We start from the raw sequence: 21,926 nt of genomic DNA, 5'->3' as shown, positions 1-21,926 counted from the left end.
CACCAATGCCCCGTAGGGGCTTACCCATGCGTCGCTTACCTATATTGTGATTATTGATAAAACCTAATTGCTTTTTATGCCCCATGGCCAATACCTATACCCAATTATATGTCCAGATTGTATTTGCGGTGAAAGGCCGACAGCACCTCATCCCCCGGCACCGCAAAGAAGAACTACACCAATACATCACGGGCATTGTACAAAATCGGGGGCAGAAATTATTGGCCGTCCATTGTATGCCTGACCATACCCACCTTTTCGTCGGGTTTAGCCCAACCCTCCCAATTGCAGATCTGGTACGCGATGTAAAACAGGCCACTTCCGTTTGGGTAAAAGAGAAAGGAATTACCCGCTCGACCTTTAGCTGGCAGGAAGGTTACGGCGCATTCACTTATGCCCAGTCGCAGGTAACAGATGTGGTACAGTACGTACTTAATCAGGAAGAGCATCACCGAAAACGGACATTTCGGGACGAGTACATCGCGTTTTTAGAAAGGTTTGAGGTGCCGTACGACGCACGGTATGTTTTTGATTTTTACGATAACTACCCGCAACAGCCCGACCAGTAAGCAAATCAGATCTATTAACCGGCCTCGGCCGTAAGCCCCTACGGGGCAGCTGTTCCAGAAGATTTGCCCCGTATGGGTTTACGGTTAATAGCACCGGCACGTCCCTGCGCCACCGTTGCCCCGTAGGGGCTGACGGCCAAGCCGCTATTTATTTTTGGATTTAATGTATCTTTTGGGCCTTAAGCGCAATGTAATCGTCAACCCACCCAATTAATCTCTATTTATGAGTTCAAGTGCCCTGGTCCAGAAAGTCTGGAACTTCTGCAATACCCTCCGCGACGATGGTGTCGGCTACGGCGATTACCTGGAGCAGCTTACGTATCTGCTGTTTCTGAAGATGGCCGACGAATACAGCAAGCCGCCCTACTTCCGCGACACCCATATCCCGGCCGCGTACAACTGGGAAAGCCTCACCGACAAGAACGGAGCCGAACTGGAAGTCCACTACGTGCACATCCTGAACGAACTGGGCAAGCAGCCGGGCATGATCGGCCAGATCTTCTTCAAGGCCCAGAACAAAATTCAGGACCCCGCCAAGCTGTACCGGCTCATCCAGCTCATCAACGCCGAGACCTGGACAGGCATTGACGCCGACGTAAAAGGCGACATCTACGAAGGGCTGCTGGAGAAAAACGCCGAAGACACCAAATCGGGGGCCGGGCAATATTTTACGCCCCGTCCGCTGATCAAAGCCATGGTCGAATGTATTCGTCCTGAGCCGATGAAAACCATTGCCGACCCCAGTTGCGGCACGGGCGGCTTCTTTCTGTCGGCCTACGACTTTCTGGTGAAACAGAAGCTGGATAAGGAGCAGCTCCGTTTTCTGAAGTATGAGACCTTCCACGGCTGGGAAATCGTACCCAACACCACGCGGCTGTGCCTGATGAACCTGTTTCTGCACAACATCGGTGACCTCAACTCAGAACCGCCGGTACAGCGTAACGACAGCCTCATTAGCCTGCCGTCGCAACGCGTCGATTACGTGCTGGCCAATCCGCCCTTCGGCAAGAAAAGCAGCACCACCTTTACCAACGAGGAAGGCGAACAGGAACGGGAAACACTCACCTACCAGCGGCAGGATTTCTGGGCCACCACCTCCAACAAACAATTAAATTTCCTCCAGCACATCCGCTCGCTGCTGAAGATTGACGGCAAAGCCGCCGTGGTGCTGCCCGACAACGTGCTGTTTGAAGGCGGAGCCGGCGAGACCGTGCGGAAGCGGCTGCTCGAAAGTACCGACCTGCACACGATCCTGCGCCTGCCGACGGGTATCTTCTACGCCCAGGGCGTAAAGGCTAACGTGCTGTTCTTCGACAATAAGCCCGCCAGCAAAGACCCATGGACCCGGCACGTGTGGGTATACGATTACCGCACCAACATCAAGCATACGCTGAAGACCAATCCGCTGCGGCTGGACCATCTGCGGGACTTTATCACCTGCTACCGACCGGAAAACCGCTCCGACCGGCAGGAAACGGAGCGGTTCCGGCGCTTTACCTACGACGAGATCATCGCCCGTGACAAAACCAGTCTGGATATTTTCTGGCTGAAAGACGACAGCCTCGGCGACCTCGACAACCTCCCCAATCCTGATGTGCTGGCTACGGAAATAGTCGAGAATCTGGAAGCCGCGCTGGACAATTTCCGCAGTGTCATAAAGCAGTTGGCGTAATGAATAGCTCCGGGTAGAGGTGTTAGTAGATACGAACGGCCCTATTACGGCTGCAAAAAGCTAAACGTTTTGCCCTGGTAGCGGGACAGACTCAACGACTCCTTCAGGGTGAGAAATGACTGATACGGCCCTGTTTTGGCGACCAAATCAATAACTCCGGCCGGAATCTCTCCACCCAACCCGGCTTTGAAGGTGTATTCAATGTGCAACTGCTTATCGTTCAGCGGGCGCACGTTCCAGACCGCGTGCCAGTAAGGCATCCGGACTACGTTAGGCTTTGGCGGAATTAGGCCAGGTACTTGTCTGGCCTCCACCCGCAACGTTTTGGTGGCGGGGTTCTGCTGGAACGTCATCCGGGCCACCAGATCCCGGTTGCTCACCGGCCAGGGCGATTCGATCTCGGTGTAGTAGATAAATTCATTATCCCGCACCCGACGGACCAGGTGAGCCAGTTTGGTTCGGTAAATCACCCTTGGGTAATAATCAACATCGAACAAATAGGCAACCAGTTGGGGGATCGTTCCGGGTACGTTGCAGATTACCCGTATTTCTTTGGGCTCATCACCTTCCTGTAATCGTGAATATACTTTGATACCGTTCTTGTCCTTCTCCAGTTTCCAACCCTCCACCGATTGCCCAAAGGCTGCGCCCATCAGGCAGAAAAACACCAATACACTCGCAATACGCATAACCGCTTTGATAAACATCTTTACACCCTTCTGCTTAAACGACAGAACCCGGTGTTGTTGTTTACTCAAACGCAAGGGAGAGGTAATAGAACCCGCCAACTGTCGGGCCGGCTACGAAGGTGTAGTACGGCCGGTTCAGCAGGTTGGTGCCGCCCAGTTTAACCGTGAGCCGCAGTGGGGTAACGCGGTAGTTGACCTGGGCATCCAGGTTATGAATGGCGGGCACCATACCCGTGGCCAGCGACGATTGCCACAGGAAAGCGCTCTGGTATTTGTAGTTAACACTAAAGCCGATGCCATTGCCCAGGCTGGCGTTGGACACACCCACGTTGGTAATCCAGCGGGGGGTATTGAAGGCTTCTTCCAGCCCATCTCCGCTCTCGGTACGGTCGAGCCGGGCGTAGGAGGCATTGCCCATCACCACCCAGTTGCCCGCCACGGAATACCGCAGGCCAATGCTGGTACCGTAGTTATACACCGTGGTTTTGGAGTTGGTCCACAGCCGGTAGCGGTCCTGCTGACTACGGTCGGCGAGGTAGTAGGCGATGGAATCCGGGGTGTTGCGTTTGGGGATGTTGGCCTCTACCTGCGCCATGAAGTTGCGGTAGCTGTTGTAGTAAAAATCGGCGTCAATGTACAGTTTCTTTCGCAGCCATAGTCCCTTATAGCCCAGCTCAAGGCTGTTCACCTGCTCAGGTTTCAGGTAGGTGTAGGTGTTTTTCTTTAGCAGGCCTTTGTTTTTCTGAATCGCCTGTTCAGTCGTCAGGCGGTTAACATTGACATCGGTATTAATGGCATTTTGAAAGGCGTCGACGGCCGTGCGGAAATAGGAGTTCTCGAAAATTCCCTGTGACATCACCGGCAGCCCCCCTACCCGCTTTACCCCGCCGGAGTTGACGTTGGAGAAGGCTTCGAACAACGACGGGAACCTGTAACCGTTCTGGTACGACAGCCGCCAGTGGTGCGTCTCCGTCGGCGAGAACACCACCGATACCCTGGGATTCAGCCGGGCGGCAAAGTACTGGTTCTTGTCCACGCGCAGGGTAGCGCTCAGCTTTAGCTTGTCCTGCCAGAACGTGCGGGTCGCCTGCACAAAGCTGCCGAATTGCCGGTAGGTCAGGTAGCGGTCGGCCTCGACGGGATTGATAAAGTAATTGCCGTCGGGATAGACCTGGTACTGCCGGTAATTGACGCCCAGCAGCAGGTTCAGGCCAGTTTTCTCCCGCAATGAGCGCCACAGCACCCGCGTCGGCTCCACCTGCCCATCCACGTGATACAGCCACGAACGCACCCGCAGGGCCGCGCCCACATCCCAGTTGTTGATGTCCCGCAGTTTCGTAACCAGATCCTTGAATGCCGGTGTACCCGGCTGCGGACGACCCCGATCGGCAAACTGCTGGGCGGCTGTCAATGCGGCCGGTATAGGGGCACCGCCGGCTACGGAGTTACGGAACTGCGTCGAGAAATCGGCAAACCAGGCGTTGTCGGATTTGAAGGAGCGGTCGATGTTCTCAGCCATGGACCGCAGGTTGTAGGAGTCGCCGGTGTTTTCGCTGGTGCGGTAGGCTTTTACGGCGATGGACGGTGTGGTGAGCGTCAGGCCGTGCTGGTCGAGCCGGTAATTATCCAGCCGGAAGCGGTTGGTGCGCTGGTAGACGTTGTCGAGCGTGGCCGCCCGGTACAGATAAGCCAGCTCCAGGTTGGGCGTGAACCGGTAATGCAGCGCCAGGTCACCACGCAGGTTGCGCAACCGGTAATCGGTTACCTGTTCTTCGGCGTAGCCGGTGCGCGACACTACATAGCGCTGCCCGTTCAGGGTAAGCGCCCGGCGGTTGGGCGATTCGTCGCCGTAGACGTTGATGGCATCCCGGCCTGGGTTTGTGATACCCAACAAACCGAGGGAAGTATTGGCGTTGGGGTTCAGGTCGCCCAGGTTGCGGGCCAGCCAGTCGTACCCGGTCTGGTAGACCAGATTGACCTTAAACGCCAGCCGAGGGTTAAACACCTGCGCGTACCGCAAGGCCGTTTCGCTGGCCACCTGCGGCCGGATACCTGCTTCCCCGATATGGTTCAGCCCCGTTCGCTGGCTGGCACTGAACCCCGCCGACTCAAACGGACTGCGCGTCAGAATATTGGCTAACCCATTCAGCGCGTTGAGACCATATAGCGCCGAAGCCGTACCGGGCATGATCTCTACCCGCTGGATATCGAGGTCCGACGGAGCCAGCGCCCCCGCAATGGGTGCCCCGATATGGGGTGCCTGGTTGTCCATGCCGTCGACCAGCTGCACAAACCGCACGTTGGTGGTATTGGCAAAGCCACGGGCGTTATACACCTTAAACCCCATGCTGGGCGTCAGCAACTGCACCCCCTTCAGGTTTTCGATGGCGTCGAAAAACGAAGGCTGCGCCGACTGCCCAATCTTTTGGAAGTCGAGCACTTCTATACTCACCGGCGAGCGGAGTACGCTTTCGGCCACCCGCGAGGCCGAAACAACAACCTCCTGCAGGGATAACTGCCGCACTGAATCCGCTTTGGGACGAATGGTATCGGCCGGAGCCGTAAGCGTCAGACCAACAGTGAGTAGCGGTAACAGCATGCAGCGGGTGCTCTATATTCGTTCAAATATAACGACTCGTTATTTCCGCGCAAACACAACGCAAATTAAATCGATTGGGGTTACCGCAATGGCTGGGGTACTGGCTTTACCTCTGCCGTAACCAAACTTAACCGCCCGGCGCTGTCAGGCATTCCACTTTTATTCGTTATGTTTGAAGAACCATAACGAATCCGGCCCCTGATGACCACTCCCGACGATGTACTTTATTGCCGTATTGGCCTGATGCCTTACCGCATCCATCAGCGTCTACCGGCGGTTCGGCCTCTGCTCATCCTGCTATTGGTGCTGGTTTTCAGGCTGCCCGCCCCGGCTCAACCCGGTGCGCGATCGCGGGAGGTTACCATTGCCGCAGCGTCGGATCTGCGGTACGCGATGGATGCGCTGACAGCCACATTCCGACGCCGGCAACCGGCCATCAAGGTAAACGTGGTGTATGGTTCTTCGGGTAAGTTTTTTCAGCAGATCAGTCGCAATGCGCCCTTCGACCTGTTCTTTTCGGCGGATATCGATTACCCCCGGCAGTTACAGCAAAAGGCGCTGACGGCCTCCCCCATTCAGACTTACGCCATCGGCCGGCTGGTGCTATGGAGCCCCACCATCGACCCGAATACCCTGGGCCTGAAAACCCTGCTTGATCCGTCCATCCGGACCATCGCCATTGCCAATCCGCTGCATGCGCCCTACGGTAAGCGGGCCGAAGAGTCACTGCGGCACTACGGCCTTTACGACCAGGTAAAAGCCCGGTTTGTCAAGGGGGAGAATATCGCCCAGACCGCCCAGTTTGTTTCCTCCGGGGCTGCCGATATTGGCATTATTGCGCTGGCGCTGGCCATGAGCCCCCCGCTGAAAGCGCAGGGACGTTATTTTCTGATACCGGCCAATACCCATACATCCCTGGAGCAGGGTTACGTAGTGCTCAAACGTGCCCGGAACAACAAAGCAGCCTTTACCTTTGCCAGCTTCCTGACTACGCCCCCGGCGAAGGCCATCCTGAAACAGTACGGCTTTGCGATGCCCAATTAGCCATGACCGACGATTTTAGCCAAACCCTGCTGTTGACCCTGAGCCTGGCCGGACTGACTACCGCCGTCCTGCTGGTCATTGGCATTCCGCTGGCGTACTGGCTGGCCTACGGCACGTTCCGCCTGAAACCGTTTGTTGAAGCGGTCGTTAGTTTACCGCTGGTGCTGCCGCCGACGGTAACGGGTTTTTACCTGCTCATTGCCTTCAGCGAAGACAGCATGCTGGGTTACTGGCTGATCAATACGCTGGGGCTGCGGTTAAATTTTACGTTTACGGGTATTCTGGTCGGTTCGCTGTTCTACAGCCTGCCGTTTATGGTTCACCCGATCCAATCCGGCTTTCAGAATCTGCCCGCATCCTTACGAGAAGCGTCGTTTACGCTGGGTAAGTCGGAACTCACCACGCTCGGGCGGGTGTTGCTGCCCAATATCAAACCGGCCCTGCTCAGTGGCATGGTGCTGGCATTTGCCCATACGATTGGCGAGTTTGGGCTGGTGCTGATGATCGGAGGTAACATTCCGGGCAAAACCCGGGTGGCTTCGATTGCCATCTACGATGAAGTGGAAAGCCTGAACTACGACCGGGCCAACGCCTACGCCCTGGTGCTGCTGGGGCTTACGTTTTCCATCTTACTGGTTCTATTCTGGTTCAACAAGAAACTGCGCACCCGAACGTTCATATGACGGAACTGCATGTGACCAGGTCCCTGCATTCCGCTCAGGGGCCCATTAGGCTGGATGTCTCCTTCACCATTGCCGAAGGCGAGTTCCTGGCATTGTACGGTCCGTCCGGCGCGGGCAAAACCACGGTGCTGCGCATGCTGGCCGGCCTGGAGCAACCCGAGTCGGGGTACATCCGGTCCAACGGCCAGACCTGGTTTGATCACCGGCAACACCTTTGGGTTGGCCCCCGGCACCGGGCTGTGGGCGTGGTGTTTCAGGACTACGCGCTGTTTCCGAACATGACCATCCGGGAGCAACTGCGGTTCGCCCTACCCGATCAGCGAAACCGGGCGCTGGTGGATACCCTGCTGGAGATGATGAGCCTGACGGAGCTGGCCAACCGCCGGCCAACCGTGTTATCGGGCGGTCAGCAGCAGCGGGTAGCGCTGGCCAGGGCAGTGGCCCGGCAACCCCGGCTGCTGCTGCTAGATGAACCCCTGTCGGCCCTGGACACCGAAACCCGGCTGCGCTTACAGGAAGAAATCAGCCAGGTACATAAACAATTTAAGCTGACCACCGTACTGGTAAGCCACGACAATGCCGAAATCATCCGGCTGGCCGACCGGGTTATCAGCCTGCAGGCGGGTAAGATAGACCGGCAGGGGGCACCCGCTGCGCTGTTTGGTTCATCCGGCGCGGCCCGGCCATCGGGCCGGTTGGGTACGGTTATCGCCATTCAGCGGCAGGGCGCTCAGCTTCAGCTAACGGTATCGACTGAGGGTGCGCTAACGGAGGTGCTGGTGCCGGAGAGTCCGGTGCAGGTGGGTGACCGCATTGTGGTTGTCGTGGAGGAGAACAGCCCGAGTTACCAGCCGTTAAAACGGAATGGCGGCTGACTCGGCCCGTAAAAAGTCCTGAAAACGCGCCTGAAGCTCCCGGTAATAAGCCAGGTACCGCTCGCCTTCCGCTGTGACCAGGGCGCCCCCACCCCGCTCTCCGCCGGTCTGGGTCACCACCAGGGGGGCCGGCGACTGCTCGTTCATGGAATGCACCAGTTCCCAGGCCCGCTTGTACGACATCTTCATCGCTTTGGCAGCCTGGTTGATCGAGCCGGTGCGCTGGATATGCTCCAGCAGCTCCATCCGGCCGATCCCCATAAACCGCTCGTCGCCTTCCAGCCAGATCCGTCCGTTAAGTCGTAGCTTCATACGTTATGCGCTTCGGCAGGGCAGGTGAATGATGAATTCCGAATACTGTCCCGGCTCTGTTTCAACGCTCAGGTCGCCCCCGTGTCCTTTGGTGACAATATCGTAACTCAGCGACAGGCCCAGCCCGGTCCCCTGCCCGGTGGGCTTGGTGGTAAAGAAAGGCTGGTAGATCTTGTTGATGATCTCCTGCGGAATACCCATCCCATTGTCTTTCACCCGGATCTCCACGGTGTCGACATCTTCTTCCGACGCAGCGGGCCTGATCTGGGTACTGACCGATACCTGCGGCTGGTAGGCTGGCGTGCCCCGGGCTGGCGTGCCCCGGCCGTTGGCCAACACCCTGGCCTTTTCCTGAGTGGCATAAAAGGCATTATTGTAGAGATTGAGCAGCACCCGGCCGATTTCCTGAGGGTCTAATTTTATTTTACCCAGATTCGGGTCCAGGTTCACCCGCAGATCGGCGTTGAAGCTCTTGTCTTTCGCCCGCAGACCGTGGTAGGCCAGCCGCAGGTACTCATCGACCAGGGCGTTCAGGTCAGTGGGCTGTTTTTCACCACTGCTGGAGCGGGAATGCTGCAGCATCCCTTTCACAATGCTGTCGGCCCGCTTGCCGTGGTGCGTAATTTTTTCCAGACTATCTTTCAGGTCCGTCAGAATTTCTTCCTCCAGCTCCTTATCCCGCGTCTCCCTGTTCCTTTCTTCCTTCAGTTCCGCCACCAGCTCCGCACTCACCTCGGCCAGGTTGTTGACAAAATTGAGCGGGTTTTGAATCTCGTGCGCAATACCGGCCGTCAGTTCACCCAGGGAGGCCATTTTCTCCTGCTGGATCAGTTTAACCTGGGTAGCCTGCAAATCGGCCAGCGCGTGTTCCAGTTCTTCTTTCTGGCGGGTAATCTCGGCGGTACGCTCCTGCACCATGGCTTCGAGTTCGTCTTTTTTAGCCGCAATAATCCGGCTGTGCTCTTCTTCCTGCAACCGCTTCTGCCGCTCTTCTTCCAGGGCTTTCTGCTGCTTCTGTGTCGTTCGCCACATCACAATTACCCAGATCACCGCAAACACCCCGGCCGACTCAATGTAGTTTTCCAGCGTTTCGTACAATGCTTCATCCCAAAGCCCAACGATACTGGCCATCAGTGCCAATACGGCATACAGCGCCACCGCATACAACATAAGCCGGGCCGAGCGAAACTCCTCCAGCAGATAAGCGACCCCGACAATGGCCAGAATCAGCAGGTGCCACAGCCAGTTCGTAACGGTATCGAAGTTAGTGAAGGTGAGGACATCCACTACCAGAATAGCGATGACTAAATTACGGGCAATAAACAGCCTGTTTTCCCAATAAGGCAACAGGGGCGAATCCTGAAGTGACTGCCGGAGAAACCGGAGGAGAAAGAAAGCAATGAGAAACGAAATTATGTTCATAAAGCTTTAAAAACGGCACTGCCGGCCGTGATGCCGATTCAAATTAATAGTTTCCGCATAAACTTACCTATTTACAAAAAAAGCTTTACCCGAAATTGTCCGCCCGTCAGGGGTACCCGGTCACGAAAAAGCACCCGCCACTCCAATAGTTTCAAAAAAAGTTTCTATTCCGACACGACAAACAGCCGGCAACCTTCTCTTTATAGTTGAATCCGGATTCTCCTCATTACCCTAAATCAGTACCATCGTGCGCTACGACGACTTTACCGTAGAAGATTTTGTGCTCGACCCTGACTTTCAGCAGTGGGCCAAAGCCCCCGATGTCGAATCGGACCGCTTCTGGCAGCAATGGCTGGCGGAGCACCCCGACAAGGCCCAACGGGTGACGGAGGCCCGCCGGTTGATTCAGGCCATCGACTTTCCCGACGACCTGACCGACGCCGACGTGTCGGCCGAATGGCAGAAGCTGCAACCGATGCTCGACCAGCCACGGACCCAACCTGCCGTAGCGGCTGAACCGGTGCCGCTGGGTGGTTTCTGGCGGCAATATGGCCGGTATGCGGCTGTATTCCTGGCGGTGCTGCTGTCGGTGGCGGGTTTCTACCTGTGGCGGCAATCAGCGGGCGGTATGGTGCAGGTAGCGACCGGCTACGGCGAAACCTGGACGGTGCAGTTGCCCGACGGCTCTACGGTGGTGCTCAACGCCAACTCCTCGTTGGCATATCCCCGTAACCTGAAGGAACAGGCGGTCCGGCAGGTGAAGCTGAACGGCGAAGCCTTTTTCTCGGTCGTGCATACGGCCACCGACCAGCGCTTTGTTGTAGATGCCAATTCAGAGTTTAATGTCGAGGTGCTGGGTACCGAGTTTACCGTGACCCGGCGCAACGACCACGCCCAGGTAATGCTGGCCTCCGGCAAAGTCCGGCTGCAGATGGCCGGGCAGCAGATGGTGATGCAACCGGGCGAACTGGTGGACATACAACCCAAAGCAGACCGGCTCCTGAAGAAACAGGTAAATCCGGAGGTTTACACCTCTTGGACCGAGAACCAGTTGATTTTTGAAAATACGTCACTGACCGACATTGCCCGGTTACTGGAAGACAACTACGGCCTGACGGTGACCATTGAAGATGAAACCTTAGCGCAGCAGGAATTTAACGGAACGTTTCCGTCAGGCAACGTCGATGTCCTGTTGAAAGCCCTTGAACGAACGTACCAGCTACAAATCACGCGGCAGGATAACCAGATCCTGATCCGTTCGCAACGCACGAAGACAAACCTGTAAGCCTTACCCCCGAGCAGACCGATTACCTGTATGAAAAAACCACTATGTACGACCAGTGCTGGTCTGTTAGCGATCCTTTTGTTCAATCTGAACGCGTCGCACAGCCAGACCCTAGCCTCCATTCAACAGCCGCAGCAGCGTACTGAACAGCGGACGCCGGCCACCCGGCCCCTGAAACAGGTCCTGAATGAACTGAGCCGCAAACACGGCGTATCCTTCTCCTACGACCGCAAAACGGTTGAGAACAAGGTCGTGGAAGCCGGACCGGCCACCAACGCCCCGGTAGATGACCAGATCCAGCAGCTGCTGCGGTCGGTCAATCTGCGCTACGAGAAAGTCGACAGGAACGTGTACGTGATCCTGCCCGATGAACCAGCCAAAAGCCGCACTATCCGGGAGGTACAGCCCAAAACCTCGGCCACTACCGATCTGGACCCTTCGGCCAACCGGACCACCCTACCCACCTTAAATCCGATGCAATCCATGACGGCATCGGTGCCGGAGATGCGCGTAACGGTAACCGGACAAGTCCGGGCGGGCGATACCGGCGAAGGCCTGCCGGGGGTTAACGTCACCCTCAAAGGCACCCAGACCGGAGCCGTGACCGACGGCAGCGGCCGCTACTCCATCAGCGTACCCGACGAGAATGCCGTCCTGGTCTTCTCCTTTATCGGGTACCTGCCGCAGGAAGTACCGGTAGGCAACCGCACCACCGTTAACATCACGCTGGCGGCCGATGTCAAGTCGCTGAACGAGGTGGTGGTAGTGGGATACGGCACGCAGAACCGCCGGGATATTACCGGCTCCATTGCGTCGGTCGACCAAAAAGCCATCAAAAACATTCCGGTAGCCGGCCTGGACCAGAAGTTGCAGGGCCAGGTAGCCGGGGTGCAGGTCGTGCAGACGTCGGGCGGTCCGGGTGGTGGCGTAGCCGTCCGGATTCGTGGTATGGGCACCGTCGGCAACAACCAGCCGCTGTACGTGGTCGATGGCTTCCCCATTACGGCTCCCAGCGGCAACGACTTAAATACCCTGAACTCCATTGACCCGAACGACATCGAAAGCATGGAGATCCTGAAAGATGCGTCGGCTACGGCCATCTACGGCTCACGGGGTGCCAACGGCGTGGTGCTGATTACCACCAAACGCGGGAAGTCCGGCAAAACACAGGTGGAATTCAATGCCTCCACCGGCTGGCAGGAAGTGGCCCGCACCATTCCGCAGCTTACGGCCCGCGAGCAGGCCGAGGTATACAGCGAAGCCCGCATTAACGGCTGGAACGCCCGCGCCGACCTGCGCCCCGCCAGCCAGTCGCTCGACGCGTACCTGGCAACGCCCAATGCCAACCGGGGGGCCTTCCGCATACCCGATGGTATGATCGACCCCAACAGCTATACCGCCACCACCGACTGGCAGGGAGCCGTTTTCCGGAAAGCGCCCATTCAGACGTACCAGTTGAACGTGTCGGGCGGCACCGACAAGCTGCGGTTCGCCGTCAGCGGAGGGCTGTTCAACCAGCAGGGTATTATCATCAACTCCGATTTCAAGCGCTATTCCTTCCGGGCCAACCTGGACGCCGACCTCAGCCCCCGCGTGAAAATGGGCGTGAGCCTGGCTCCTTCCTATTCCACGGCCAACATTGTACAGGCCACGGGGCACTTCAACAACCAGAGTATCATCAACACGGCCCTGCTGATGTTTCCGGGGGTGCCGGTCTATAACCCCGACGGCTCGTACGGCCAGCAGATTGCCGACTCCCGGCTGAACGTAACCGCCATGTTCAACCCGGTAGCGCTGGCCAGCGAAGCCACCCGTATCCGGAGCATCGGACGGGTATTGTCCAACGCCTACCTGGATATTGAAGTCCTGCGGAACCTGCGCCTGCGCAGTACGCTGGGAGCCGATGTGTCGAACACGCGCAACCGCAACTTCTTCAGCTCGCAGTACGGCACCACTGCCCTGCCACCGACCGTTCCCTCGGCCAATACCAACTCGGCAGAAATCCTGAACTGGCTGAACGAAAACACGCTCTCGTACAACTGGAACCGGGGAGCGCATAATCTGAACGCCCTGGCCGGGTATACAGTGCAGCAGGCCACCACCGAGTTTATGTCGGTGGGTCGGGCTGCGCTGCCCAACGACCTCATTCCGTACCCCATCGGCCCGGCCGATCAGGGTTCGGCCAACAGCGAACAGTGGCGGCTGCTGTCGTACCTGGCGCGGATCAACTACAGCTTCAACGACCGCTACCTGCTAACGGCCACCTACCGGACGGACGGCTCATCACGCTTCGGCAGCGCGAAGAAGTTCGGCTCGTTCCCGTCGTTCGCCGTCGGCTGGCGGATGTCGGAAGAGTCGTTCCTGAAGCCGGTCAGAGCCATCTCCGACTGGAAATGGCGGCTCAGCTACGGCGTCACCGGTAACAACGAGATCGGTAACTATTCGGCGCAGACCCTGCTGAATCCCGGCCAGTACGTGGGTGGAGCCGGCCTGGGCAGTGTCATCGACGCCATTATACCCGCCAACATCGGCAACAACCAGCTCACCTGGGAAACGGCCACCAAATGGGATGCCGGGGTCGACATCGGCCTGCTGAACAACCGCATTATGCTAACGGTCGATTACTACTACAATAAAACCCGCGACCTGCTCCTGAGCGTAGCCATCCCGTCGAGCAGCGGCTTTACGGGTGCGCTCCAGAATATTGGTTCCATTGAGAACAAAGGCTGGGAGTTTACCGTGAACACGCAGAATCTGACGGGCAACGTCCGCTGGAGCACTAACCTGAACCTGTCTACGAACCAGAACAAAGTACTGGATCTGGGAGCCGCCGGTACCCGGCTGTTCGGCGATGCATCGCCCGTGGCGCAGTTGTCGGTTACGCAGGTCGGCCAGCCCATGGCGCAGTTCTTCGGCCTGCTCAACGGCGGAGTTTTCAGGAACCAGCAGGAGGTGGACAGCTACACCAAAGACGGCAAGAAGGTTCAGCCCCTTGCGCAGCCGGGCGACCGCCGGTTTGTGGATGTCAACAACGATGGCGTCATCAACAACGACGACCGTACCTTTATCGGCAACCCGTTCCCGCGCTTCATTTTTGGCATGACCAACAACTTCAGCTACAAGGGCTTCGACCTGAGTGTGCTGCTCAACGGCTCGGTGGGCAACAAGGTCGCCAACCTGCCGCTGCGGTGGATGAGCAATATGAATGGCAACCTGCGGCAGCACGCCATCACCCGCGACCGCTGGCGCTCACCCGAGCAGCCCGGCAACGGTGATGTGCCCCGCGCTATTCTGAACCCCCGGAACAATCCGCCTGATGCGTTCTCGACCTTCTACGTAGAAGACGGCTCTTTCCTGCGCGTACGCAACGTCGCGCTGTCGTACACCCTACCGGGCGAGTGGACCCGAAAAATCAGCCTGGCCAGTGCCCGCCTGTTTGTTAACGGAGCCAACCTGTACACCTTCACGAAGTACCGTGGCTTTGACCCCGAAACCAACGAGCGCGGTGACAGTGCGCTGGAGCAGGGTATCGACGCCGGCGGCTACCCCATTGCCCGTACCTACACGGCTGGCGTAGCGGTAACTTTCTAACCTAAGAACCTGACAGACCATGACATCAAGAATCATATACGCATCCGTATTGACTGCCGTACTGCTAACCGGCTGTGGCGAGCAGTACCTCGAACTGGGTCCCCGTTCGCAGGTAAGTGATGTAAACTTTTTCAAGACCGCCGGGGATTTCAACCTGGCTACGCGGGGCGTTTACGATGCGCTGCAAAACCGCAGCTACCAGGAGTCCAGCTGGGGCATGATGGAGCTGGTATCGGACAATACCCTCACCGTCACCACGCCGGGTTCGTTTGGCGAGACCTGGTACCAGGTTGATGAGTTCCGGGTACTCACCGACAACCGCCTGATGCAGGCCCAGTGGCAGACCTCCTACCAGCTGATCAACCGGGCCAATCTGGTACTCAGCAAGCTGGAGGCTACCGCTATTGACTCAAAAGCGAAAGATCAGTTCCAGGGCGAAGCGCAGTTCCTGAGAGCCTATACCTACTTCAACCTGGTGCGGCTGTTTGGCGAGGTACCGCTGGTAATTACCCCGACGGTCAACCCCTTCGAAGCCTTTAATCAGTTGCGGGAGCCGGTCGATAAAGTGTACGCCCAGATCATTGCGGACCTGCAATCGGCGGAGCAGAAGCTGCCGGACGCCTATACGGGCAACGACATTGGCCGGGCTACCCGCTGGGCGGCCAAAGGGCTACTGGCCAAGGTCTACCTGACCCGGAAAAACTATACCGAAGCGACCACCCGGCTGCGGGAGATCGTCAGCTCCGGCAAGTTCGATCTGCTACCCGGTTACGCCGACGTGTTCCGGCCCAACAACGCCAACCACAAGGAATCGCTGTTTGAGATTCAGTTCAAGGCCGGGCTGGGCACCGACCGCGAGGGGAGCCCCTTCGCCGACGCCATGTCTCCGCAGGATGCCCGCATCTGGGGCGGCAACTCCGGCGGTGGGCAGGGCAATAATGTGCCGACCGAAGACCTGGTGAATGCGTACGAAAAAGGCGACCTGCGGAAAGACCTGTCCATTGGGCAGTTAAAGGCGGGCGAGCGCGGCAATCCGCCCCTGTCCTTTTACCAGAAAAAGTTTAGCAGCCCGCCCACCGCCACGCTCGACCACGACGACAACTTCATTGTGCTGCGTTACGCCGATGTCCTGCTGATGCTGGCCGAGGCACTCAACGAGCAGGGATACGGCAATGCCGAAGCGTTCACCGCCCTGAACCGGGTCCGGAAGCGGGCCGGCTTAGCCGACCTGACGCAGGCCGACGTACCCAGTCAGGCCGCCTTCCGCACCGCCCTGCTGCAGGAGCGCCGGGTGGAGTTGGCCTTTGAGAACCACCGCTGGTTCGATTTGCTGCGGTTTGGCGTAGCGCAGCCGGTGCTGACGGCCAAGAACTACCGGATTCAGCCGTACCAGCTGCTGTTTCCAGTGCCCCAACGCGAGCGCGACCTCAACCCGGCGCTGGCCCAGAATCCGGGTTATTGATCTTGCAAATAGGGTTAAACAATGGTTAGGGATACAGGTAATGGGGCGCTGCATCAGCGCCCCAATTCTTAGCCTGCCCATACCGCCACGTATCCGTTACTTATGCTATTCCTGTTCCACCGTACCATTACTTACCTGCTGCTGGGGACCTGTCTGCTGGCCGGTTGGCTGCTGCTGACCAGCCATGCAGGAAAAGCTCCTCCGCAACGGCCTGACATCCTGTTTTTTTTCGCCGACGACTGGGGCTTTCCCCATGCCGGCATCTACGGCGACAGGGTAGCCAAAACACCCCATTTTGACCGGCTGGCGCAGCAGGGTCTGTTGTTCACGCAGGCCTTTTGTGCATCGCCCTCCTGCACCCCCTCCCGGGCAGCCGTGCTAACGGGCCGCTACCCGCACCAGCTCGAAGCGGGTGCCAACCTGTGGAGCTACCTGCCGAAAAAGTTTTCGGTGTATCCCGATCGGCTGCAGGCAACCGGCTACCGCACCGGCTACTGCGAGAAAGGCTGGGGCCCCGGTGGCGGCTGGCTGCCCGGCTGGAAAAGCCACCCGGACGGCTACGCCAGTAACCCGGCTGGTGAGCGCTATAAATCGTTTACCGACTTCTTGCAGCAGCTCCCCGCCGACCAGCCGTTCTGTTTCTGGTACGGTACCGGCGAACCCCACCGCCCCTTTACCCCCGGCGAAGGCATTCAGGCCGGCTACCGCCCGGAAGCCGTTGACCTGCCACCTTACCTGCCCGACACGCCCGCTACCCGTAGCGATCTACTGGATTATTACCACCGCATTGAACTGATGGACAAGAAGCTGGGCGAAGCGCTGGATGCTCTGGCGAAGAGTGGTCGGCTGGACAACACGCTCATTGTCGTCACCAGCGACAACGGCCACCCGTTTGACCGCGCCAAGACCAATCTGTACGATGCCGGTACGCGGGTGCCCATGCTGGTGTACTGGAAGGGAAAGGTTAACGCCGGCCGGACGGATGCCCTGGTGAATCTGGGTCAACTGGCCCCCACGTTTCTGGAAGCCGCCGGGTTACAACCACAGGACCTGTCATTTACCAGTCTGATGCCCCTGTTCAAAGGAAATACGCCCGCCCCCAAAGCCGTCTATCTCGAACGTGAAGTGCATTACATTCCCATGGGCGATTCGCTCCCGCCCGACGGCCGCCTGAGCTACCCCATGCGGGCCGTCCGGACGAACGATTTTCTGTACATCCGCAACTGCCGGCCCGACCGCTATTTTGCCGGCGAAGTCTTTTACCGCACCGGTATGCAGGAGCGACAACCAGCCTCAGCGCAGGAGAAGCAGTTGTTTACGCTGGCCTATGGGCAGCGCCCGGCCGAAGAATTGTACGATGTCCGCAAAGACCCGCATCAGCTGAACAACCTGGCCGGCAACAAAGCCTATGCCCGCCAACTGACCCAACTGCGGCAGCAACTCAATACCTGGATGAAGCAGACCGGCGACCCACGCCTTGTCCCAACGGACAACCGGTTTGACGAATACCCCACCTACCGGCTCAAATAGATTCGATTCATCTGATATCGATAGCCCGGTAGGCCTGCAGGGCGGCCAGCGTACCCTCCTTGCCGGGTTTGCTGATACCGTGTTCCAGGCCGACAAAGCCCCGATAGCCTTTGTTGTAGAGGTGTTGTAGTACGTTTGGGTAGTTGATTTCGCCGGAGGTTGGTTCTTTCCGGCCGGGGGTATCACCCACCTGGATATAGGCGATTTCGTCCCAGGCATAGTCCAGCGTCGGCAGCACGTTACCTTCCTGAATCTGGACGTGGTAGAAATCAAACAGGACCTTTACGCTGGGCCGCCCCACGGCTTTGGCTAAGGCGTAGGCCTGCGGGATGGTATGCAGGAACATACCGGGATGGTCAATCTTGTGATTCATGGATTCCATGACCATCACCAGCCCGTGGGGTTCGTAGATATCGGCGATGCGCTTCAGCAGGTCGATGGCGTTGGCCATCTGGAAATCCCAGGGAAGTTTCGGGTCGGCCATGCCCAGCACGTTGTGAACGAACTTTGTGTTCATCCGTTTGGCAATCTCTACCGAGGCCCGCACATCGGCCAGCACTTTGTCGCGCTGACCGGCGTCGCGGCCGGCGAAGGTCACATCCTTGAAGGTCAGCGTACCGACAAACTGCCCAAACTCCATGCCGAGTTGCTGAACGGCTTTGCTGATGCGCTCCTGCTCGGCGACCGGCCGGTTTTTGAGCATGGTATTTTCCCACGCCCGGAATCCCTGGTCGTGGCCCCACTTGATCTGCTCCACCGGATCGGTACCGGCCAACGCGCTGAAAATGCCAAACTCGGGCGAAAATTTGGTTTTAAATGGGGTATGATCTTCAGCCCTGGCGGAAGCGGTAACGGCCAGGACTGGCAGCACGGCAGCTCCGGAAAACAGGCTGTGTTTCAAAAAGAGACGGCGTTCCATACGCGATGGGGGTTTAGGTTTTGAGAGACGCTTATCGCAACAGAACCTGATCGGTTTTGGGGTCCTGGTCCTGGGCGAGCAGAAACGCCATCAGGTCGGCCATTTCCTGGGCCGTGAGCAATTGATCCAGGCCCTGCGGCATCAACGAGGTATTCTGGAGTTCCATCGACACAATCTCCGCACGGGGCAGCCGGACCGCCGTTTGGGGCGACGTACCCAGCACCACCATGGCCGGCGACTGCTCCTGAATGATACCGACGTACTCCCCGGTTTTGGTTTTGACGCGGTACGTTTCGTACTCCCGCACAAAGGTGACGCTGGGGTAGACAATGGCCTCCAGCAGGTCGTGGGCCGAGCGGTCGCGCTGGATGGATGTCAGGTCGGGGCCGAGCTTCCCGCCTTCACTACCCAGTTTGTGGCAGGTATAGCACGTGGCTTTTCCGAAGAATAGCGAACGGCCCCGGTCGAGGTTGCCTTTGGCAATCTGGCGTTCCATCGCCTGGAGCCGGGTCAGCCGCTCGCCCTGCACCTGATGCAGTTTGGTCATCAACTGGTCGACGGCCGGACGAACCTCAGCCGGGTACTGCGCGAACACGGCTTTCAGGTTTTCCTCCGAAAAGCTATCCAGACTGGCCGATTTAGCGAGTGTAGCGGCTAACGCATTCCCGATGGGTGCCGAGTGGCCGCCCCGGAATAGCGGCACCAGCCGGGGCAGGATAAACGCATCGGCCTTAGGCAGGTATTCTTCGGCCAGTTTGAGCAACTGCGGTTCTGACAATTTTCCCTGCGCCAGTACCGTAGCCGCCTGCTGTCGTGTTGGCGCATCATGGCCAGTCGATAACTGTTGATACAGGTAGGCAAAGTCTGGTTCAGAGAACGCTGGTTGCGTCTTCAGCAGGGCGCCAATGGCCCCAATCCGCAGCGGGGCCGCATTCTGGTTATCATTCGCTACCTGCCGGAGCGGCTCACTCAATGACGTAATATTGCGCAGGCCAACCAGTTCGAGGGCGCGGGCCTGCACGGGTGGGTCACCGGCTGAGACGAGTTCACGGCCAAGCTGCTCCACCCAGGCCGGGGGTAGTTTCTCACCGCTATAGCGGGCCATGGCGGACAGCAGGAACAGTTTGCGCTCTTTGGAAGCCCCCTGCGTCTGCTCCACCATAAACCGATGCATATCGGCATTCCCGCTGAACGATACCAGTACCTCACCGAAAAGCTGTTCTTCGTCGGCCGTCAGCGGAGCGCCTTTGAAGCGGCTACGCAGAAAAGCCGCCATATCTCCGGCCCAGCCCGGATGCCGCGACGCTACCCAAAGGGCCGTCCGTTGCAGATTTTTGTCGATCCCCGTCAGAAAGGGAGTCAGTTGGGACGCCTGCAGCGTAGACGCCGGCATCTGGTCCAGCGCAATCAGGGCCGCTACGCGTACCTTCGGGGATGCATTCGTCAGCGCCTGCGCTACCGGCTGGGGCTGATTCATCGTAATCATTGAGTATATAAGGGCATGGCGCACGAATCGGTCGTCCGTCTTCCCGGCAGCGGCCAGCAGGGCCGGAATGGATTGCGTATCGCCAATCTGCCCCAGCGCCGTAGCGGCCTGCCGACGAGCCGCCGGCTGGTCACTGCCAATCATTGTGCGGAGCCTTCCCACTGCCTGCGCATCGTGGGCCAGTCCCACCGCCCGCGCAGCCGCCACCCGGACCTCCACGTTTGCATCATTCAGCGCCGAACGCACCGCAGCCAGCGCGGGAGCCGTACCAATCCGGTACAGCGCAAACACCGCCCGTGTACGGGCATCGGCCGAGGGTGACCGGCGCAGCAAATCGGTAAGCGTTGCCACCGCAGCCGGTCCCAGATCCACCAGCCGCTGCACCGCCCGGTCCGTCACAAACGGCCGGGCATCCGCCAGGTAGCCACCGGCTTTAGCCGGTTCCAGTATAGCCCAGTTAACCTGATTCCCATACGGGTCGGCAACCTTTGGAGCGTCTTTCCGACGTACCCGGTAAATACTCCCCTTCAGCTCCGGCTTTGACACCTGCGAGAGCGGACAGCCCTGGATAAACCAACCGCCGGTTTCCACCACCAGCAGACTGCCGTCGGCATCCTCCAGCACATCAGTCGGGTGAGAATCTTCGCTGTCCACTGAAAAAAACACCTGGTCTTCCGTCCGGAATGAAGCCCCCTCCCGAATTAGCTTATGCCGCAGAATCCGGTGCGTGTTAAACTGGGCGCTGAACAGGTTATCCTTAAAATCGCCCCCCAGGGCCGTGTGCCGATACCGCCCGATACCCGACGGAGCCACCCGCGAGAATTTAGTAACCACCGGCATCAGGTCGCCGGTGCGTATCAGGCTGTCGCGGTCGGTTTTCTTATTGGGTTTGGGGTACACGCCCCCTTCTGTCCAGTACACCAGCGCATCGCGCTGCCCGGCTACCGGGTCAGTGAAGTACGTTTCGGTGCCGATGGGTTCGCCGGATTCCGTAAAGGTTAGCTCTACCGGATTGTTCATCCCCCCGGCCGAAATCCACTCCAGCCCCGAGCCGTCCGGACGTACCCGCCAGATGCGGGCCGTCTCTCCCTTCAGCCGGGTACCTTCTTTGGTGGTAACATCAAAACCAACCAGGGCCCCGGTCATGTACAGCCAGCCATCTGGCCCCATAAACGGCCCGATCAGGCTGTTAGCGTTGACGTTCAGCGCCCAGCCGGTCAGCAGCACCTCCTGTTTGTCGGCTACGCCGTCGTTATCGGTGTCGGTAAACTTGAGCAGGTCGGGGGCCGACGAAGCATACAGGCTACCCTTATAGAAAACACCGCCCTGCGGGAAGCGTACGTTGTCGGCGTAGATGGTGCTTTTGTCGTACACGCCATCGCCGTTGGTATCGGTCAGCAGTTTGATGCGGAACTGCGGATTATCAAACGCATCCTGCGTCTTCTTGTACACATGGCCCGTCGATTCATAGACGAACATACGTCCGGTCTCATCCACCGTCGCGAACATCGGGTAATCGACCAGACCCGGGCCGGCGGCTACTTCGACCGTGTAGCCATCCGGCACTTTTATGGGCAGGGTCGGCTGGGCTGTATGAACCGAGCGGGAAGAGGACGTTACCAGCAGGGTGCTTACCAGACCAGTCAGCAACAGGGGGATGGAGCATACCTTCAAAGAAACCATAAAGCAGGGATTAGGAATGGACTGCCTTTAAAGTTAGCCAATTATTGGTTTATTTTGCACAAAACCACTTGTAATACAACCGCCTTGCCGGGCGTTTACCTCCGG

The 21,926-nt window shown here is 58.3% G+C and carries 15 protein-coding genes; 9 read left to right on the top strand and 6 right to left on the bottom strand.

Translation table 11 applies throughout. The features are described from left to right. Positions 1 to 83: 83 nt before the first annotated feature. Together tnpA and ABD949_RS06675 are read left to right on the top strand one after the other, a co-directional pair. Positions 84 to 569: an IS200/IS605 family transposase gene (gene tnpA, locus ABD949_RS06680; RefSeq protein ID WP_345241839.1), complete on the top strand. Its 486-nt coding sequence runs from the start codon at positions 84 to 86 to the stop codon at positions 567 to 569. A 223-nt stretch (positions 570 to 792) separates the two neighbouring features. Then, positions 793 to 2,241 carry a class I SAM-dependent DNA methyltransferase gene (locus ABD949_RS06675; protein WP_345241837.1) on the top strand — a complete coding sequence of 483 codons (1,449 nt, stop codon included), beginning with the start codon at positions 793 to 795 and terminating at the stop codon, positions 2,239 to 2,241. Positions 2,242 to 2,285: 44 nt separating this feature from the next. Here ABD949_RS06675 and ABD949_RS06670 read toward each other — a convergent pair whose 3' ends face one another. Continuing rightward, positions 2,286 to 2,999, bottom strand: coding sequence for an START domain-containing protein (locus ABD949_RS06670; protein WP_345241835.1), 714 nt, complete (start codon positions 2,997 to 2,999; stop codon positions 2,286 to 2,288). Beyond that, positions 2,992 to 5,529, bottom strand: coding sequence for a TonB-dependent receptor (locus ABD949_RS06665; RefSeq protein ID WP_345241833.1), 2,538 nt, complete (start codon positions 5,527 to 5,529; stop codon positions 2,992 to 2,994). Before ABD949_RS06665 ends, ABD949_RS06670 begins: the two co-directional genes overlap by 8 nt. 201 nt (positions 5,530 to 5,730) lie before the next feature. On the opposite strand from ABD949_RS06665, the gene modA reads away from it, so the two are divergent. From modA to ABD949_RS06650, 3 genes are read left to right on the top strand one after another with little or no spacing between them, the layout of a single operon-like run. Then, positions 5,731 to 6,573 carry a molybdate ABC transporter substrate-binding protein gene (modA, locus tag ABD949_RS06660; protein ID WP_345241831.1) on the top strand — a complete coding sequence of 281 codons (843 nt, stop codon included), beginning with the start codon at positions 5,731 to 5,733 and terminating at the stop codon, positions 6,571 to 6,573. Between the two features lie 2 nt (positions 6,574 to 6,575). Then, the gene (gene modB, locus ABD949_RS06655; RefSeq protein WP_345241828.1) at positions 6,576 to 7,256 is read left to right on the top strand and encodes a molybdate ABC transporter permease subunit; all 681 of its coding nucleotides are present in this window, start codon (positions 6,576 to 6,578) and stop codon (positions 7,254 to 7,256) included. Then, a complete protein-coding gene (locus tag ABD949_RS06650; RefSeq protein WP_345241826.1) occupies positions 7,253 to 8,131 on the top strand; it encodes a sulfate/molybdate ABC transporter ATP-binding protein in 879 nt (292 codons plus the stop codon). Before modB ends, ABD949_RS06650 begins: the two co-directional genes overlap by 4 nt. Here ABD949_RS06650 and ABD949_RS06645 read toward each other — a convergent pair. Both ABD949_RS06645 and ABD949_RS06640 read right to left on the bottom strand, forming a co-directional pair. After that, entirely contained in the window at positions 8,111 to 8,443 is a 333-nt protein-coding gene (locus tag ABD949_RS06645; protein WP_345241824.1) for a winged helix-turn-helix domain-containing protein, read from the bottom strand. The two genes, ABD949_RS06650 and ABD949_RS06645, sit on opposite strands and share 21 nt — an antisense overlap. 3 nt (positions 8,444 to 8,446) lie before the next feature. Beyond that, on the bottom strand, positions 8,447 to 9,865 hold the full coding sequence (locus tag ABD949_RS06640; protein WP_345241822.1) for a sensor histidine kinase: 1,419 nt from the start codon (positions 9,863 to 9,865) through the stop codon (positions 8,447 to 8,449). Positions 9,866 to 10,112: 247 nt separating this feature from the next. Between ABD949_RS06640 and ABD949_RS06635 the strand changes: the two genes are divergently transcribed. The 4 genes from ABD949_RS06635 (at position 10,113) to ABD949_RS06620 (ending at position 17,733) form a co-directional block, all read left to right on the top strand. Then, a complete protein-coding gene (locus ABD949_RS06635) occupies positions 10,113 to 11,150 on the top strand; it encodes a FecR family protein (RefSeq protein ID WP_345241820.1) in 1,038 nt (345 codons plus the stop codon). Between the two features lie 30 nt (positions 11,151 to 11,180). Then, positions 11,181 to 14,741: a SusC/RagA family TonB-linked outer membrane protein gene (locus ABD949_RS06630; RefSeq protein WP_345241818.1), complete on the top strand. Its 3,561-nt coding sequence runs from the start codon at positions 11,181 to 11,183 to the stop codon at positions 14,739 to 14,741. Between the two features lie 19 nt (positions 14,742 to 14,760). Further along, positions 14,761 to 16,203: a RagB/SusD family nutrient uptake outer membrane protein gene (locus tag ABD949_RS06625; RefSeq protein ID WP_345241816.1), complete on the top strand. Its 1,443-nt coding sequence runs from the start codon at positions 14,761 to 14,763 to the stop codon at positions 16,201 to 16,203. Positions 16,204 to 16,305: 102 nt separating this feature from the next. Next, positions 16,306 to 17,733, top strand: coding sequence for a sulfatase family protein (locus tag ABD949_RS06620; RefSeq protein WP_345241814.1), 1,428 nt, complete (start codon positions 16,306 to 16,308; stop codon positions 17,731 to 17,733). Between the two features lie 7 nt (positions 17,734 to 17,740). On the opposite strand, the gene ABD949_RS06615 is transcribed toward ABD949_RS06620, so the two are convergent. Together ABD949_RS06615 and ABD949_RS06610 are read right to left on the bottom strand one after the other, a co-directional pair. Next, on the bottom strand, positions 17,741 to 18,652 hold the full coding sequence (locus ABD949_RS06615; RefSeq protein ID WP_345241812.1) for a hydroxypyruvate isomerase family protein: 912 nt from the start codon (positions 18,650 to 18,652) through the stop codon (positions 17,741 to 17,743). 31 nt (positions 18,653 to 18,683) lie between these two features. Continuing rightward, a complete protein-coding gene (locus tag ABD949_RS06610; RefSeq protein WP_345241810.1) occupies positions 18,684 to 21,821 on the bottom strand; it encodes a PVC-type heme-binding CxxCH protein in 3,138 nt (1,045 codons plus the stop codon). Positions 21,822 to 21,926 lie beyond the last annotated feature (105 nt).

The sequence above is a fragment of the Nibrella saemangeumensis genome, assembly GCF_039541915.1.
Classification (GTDB): domain Bacteria; phylum Bacteroidota; class Bacteroidia; order Cytophagales; family Spirosomataceae; genus Nibrella; species Nibrella saemangeumensis.
Note: the sequence above shows the minus strand (reverse complement) of the source record. Positions and strands in the feature narration are given on the sequence as shown.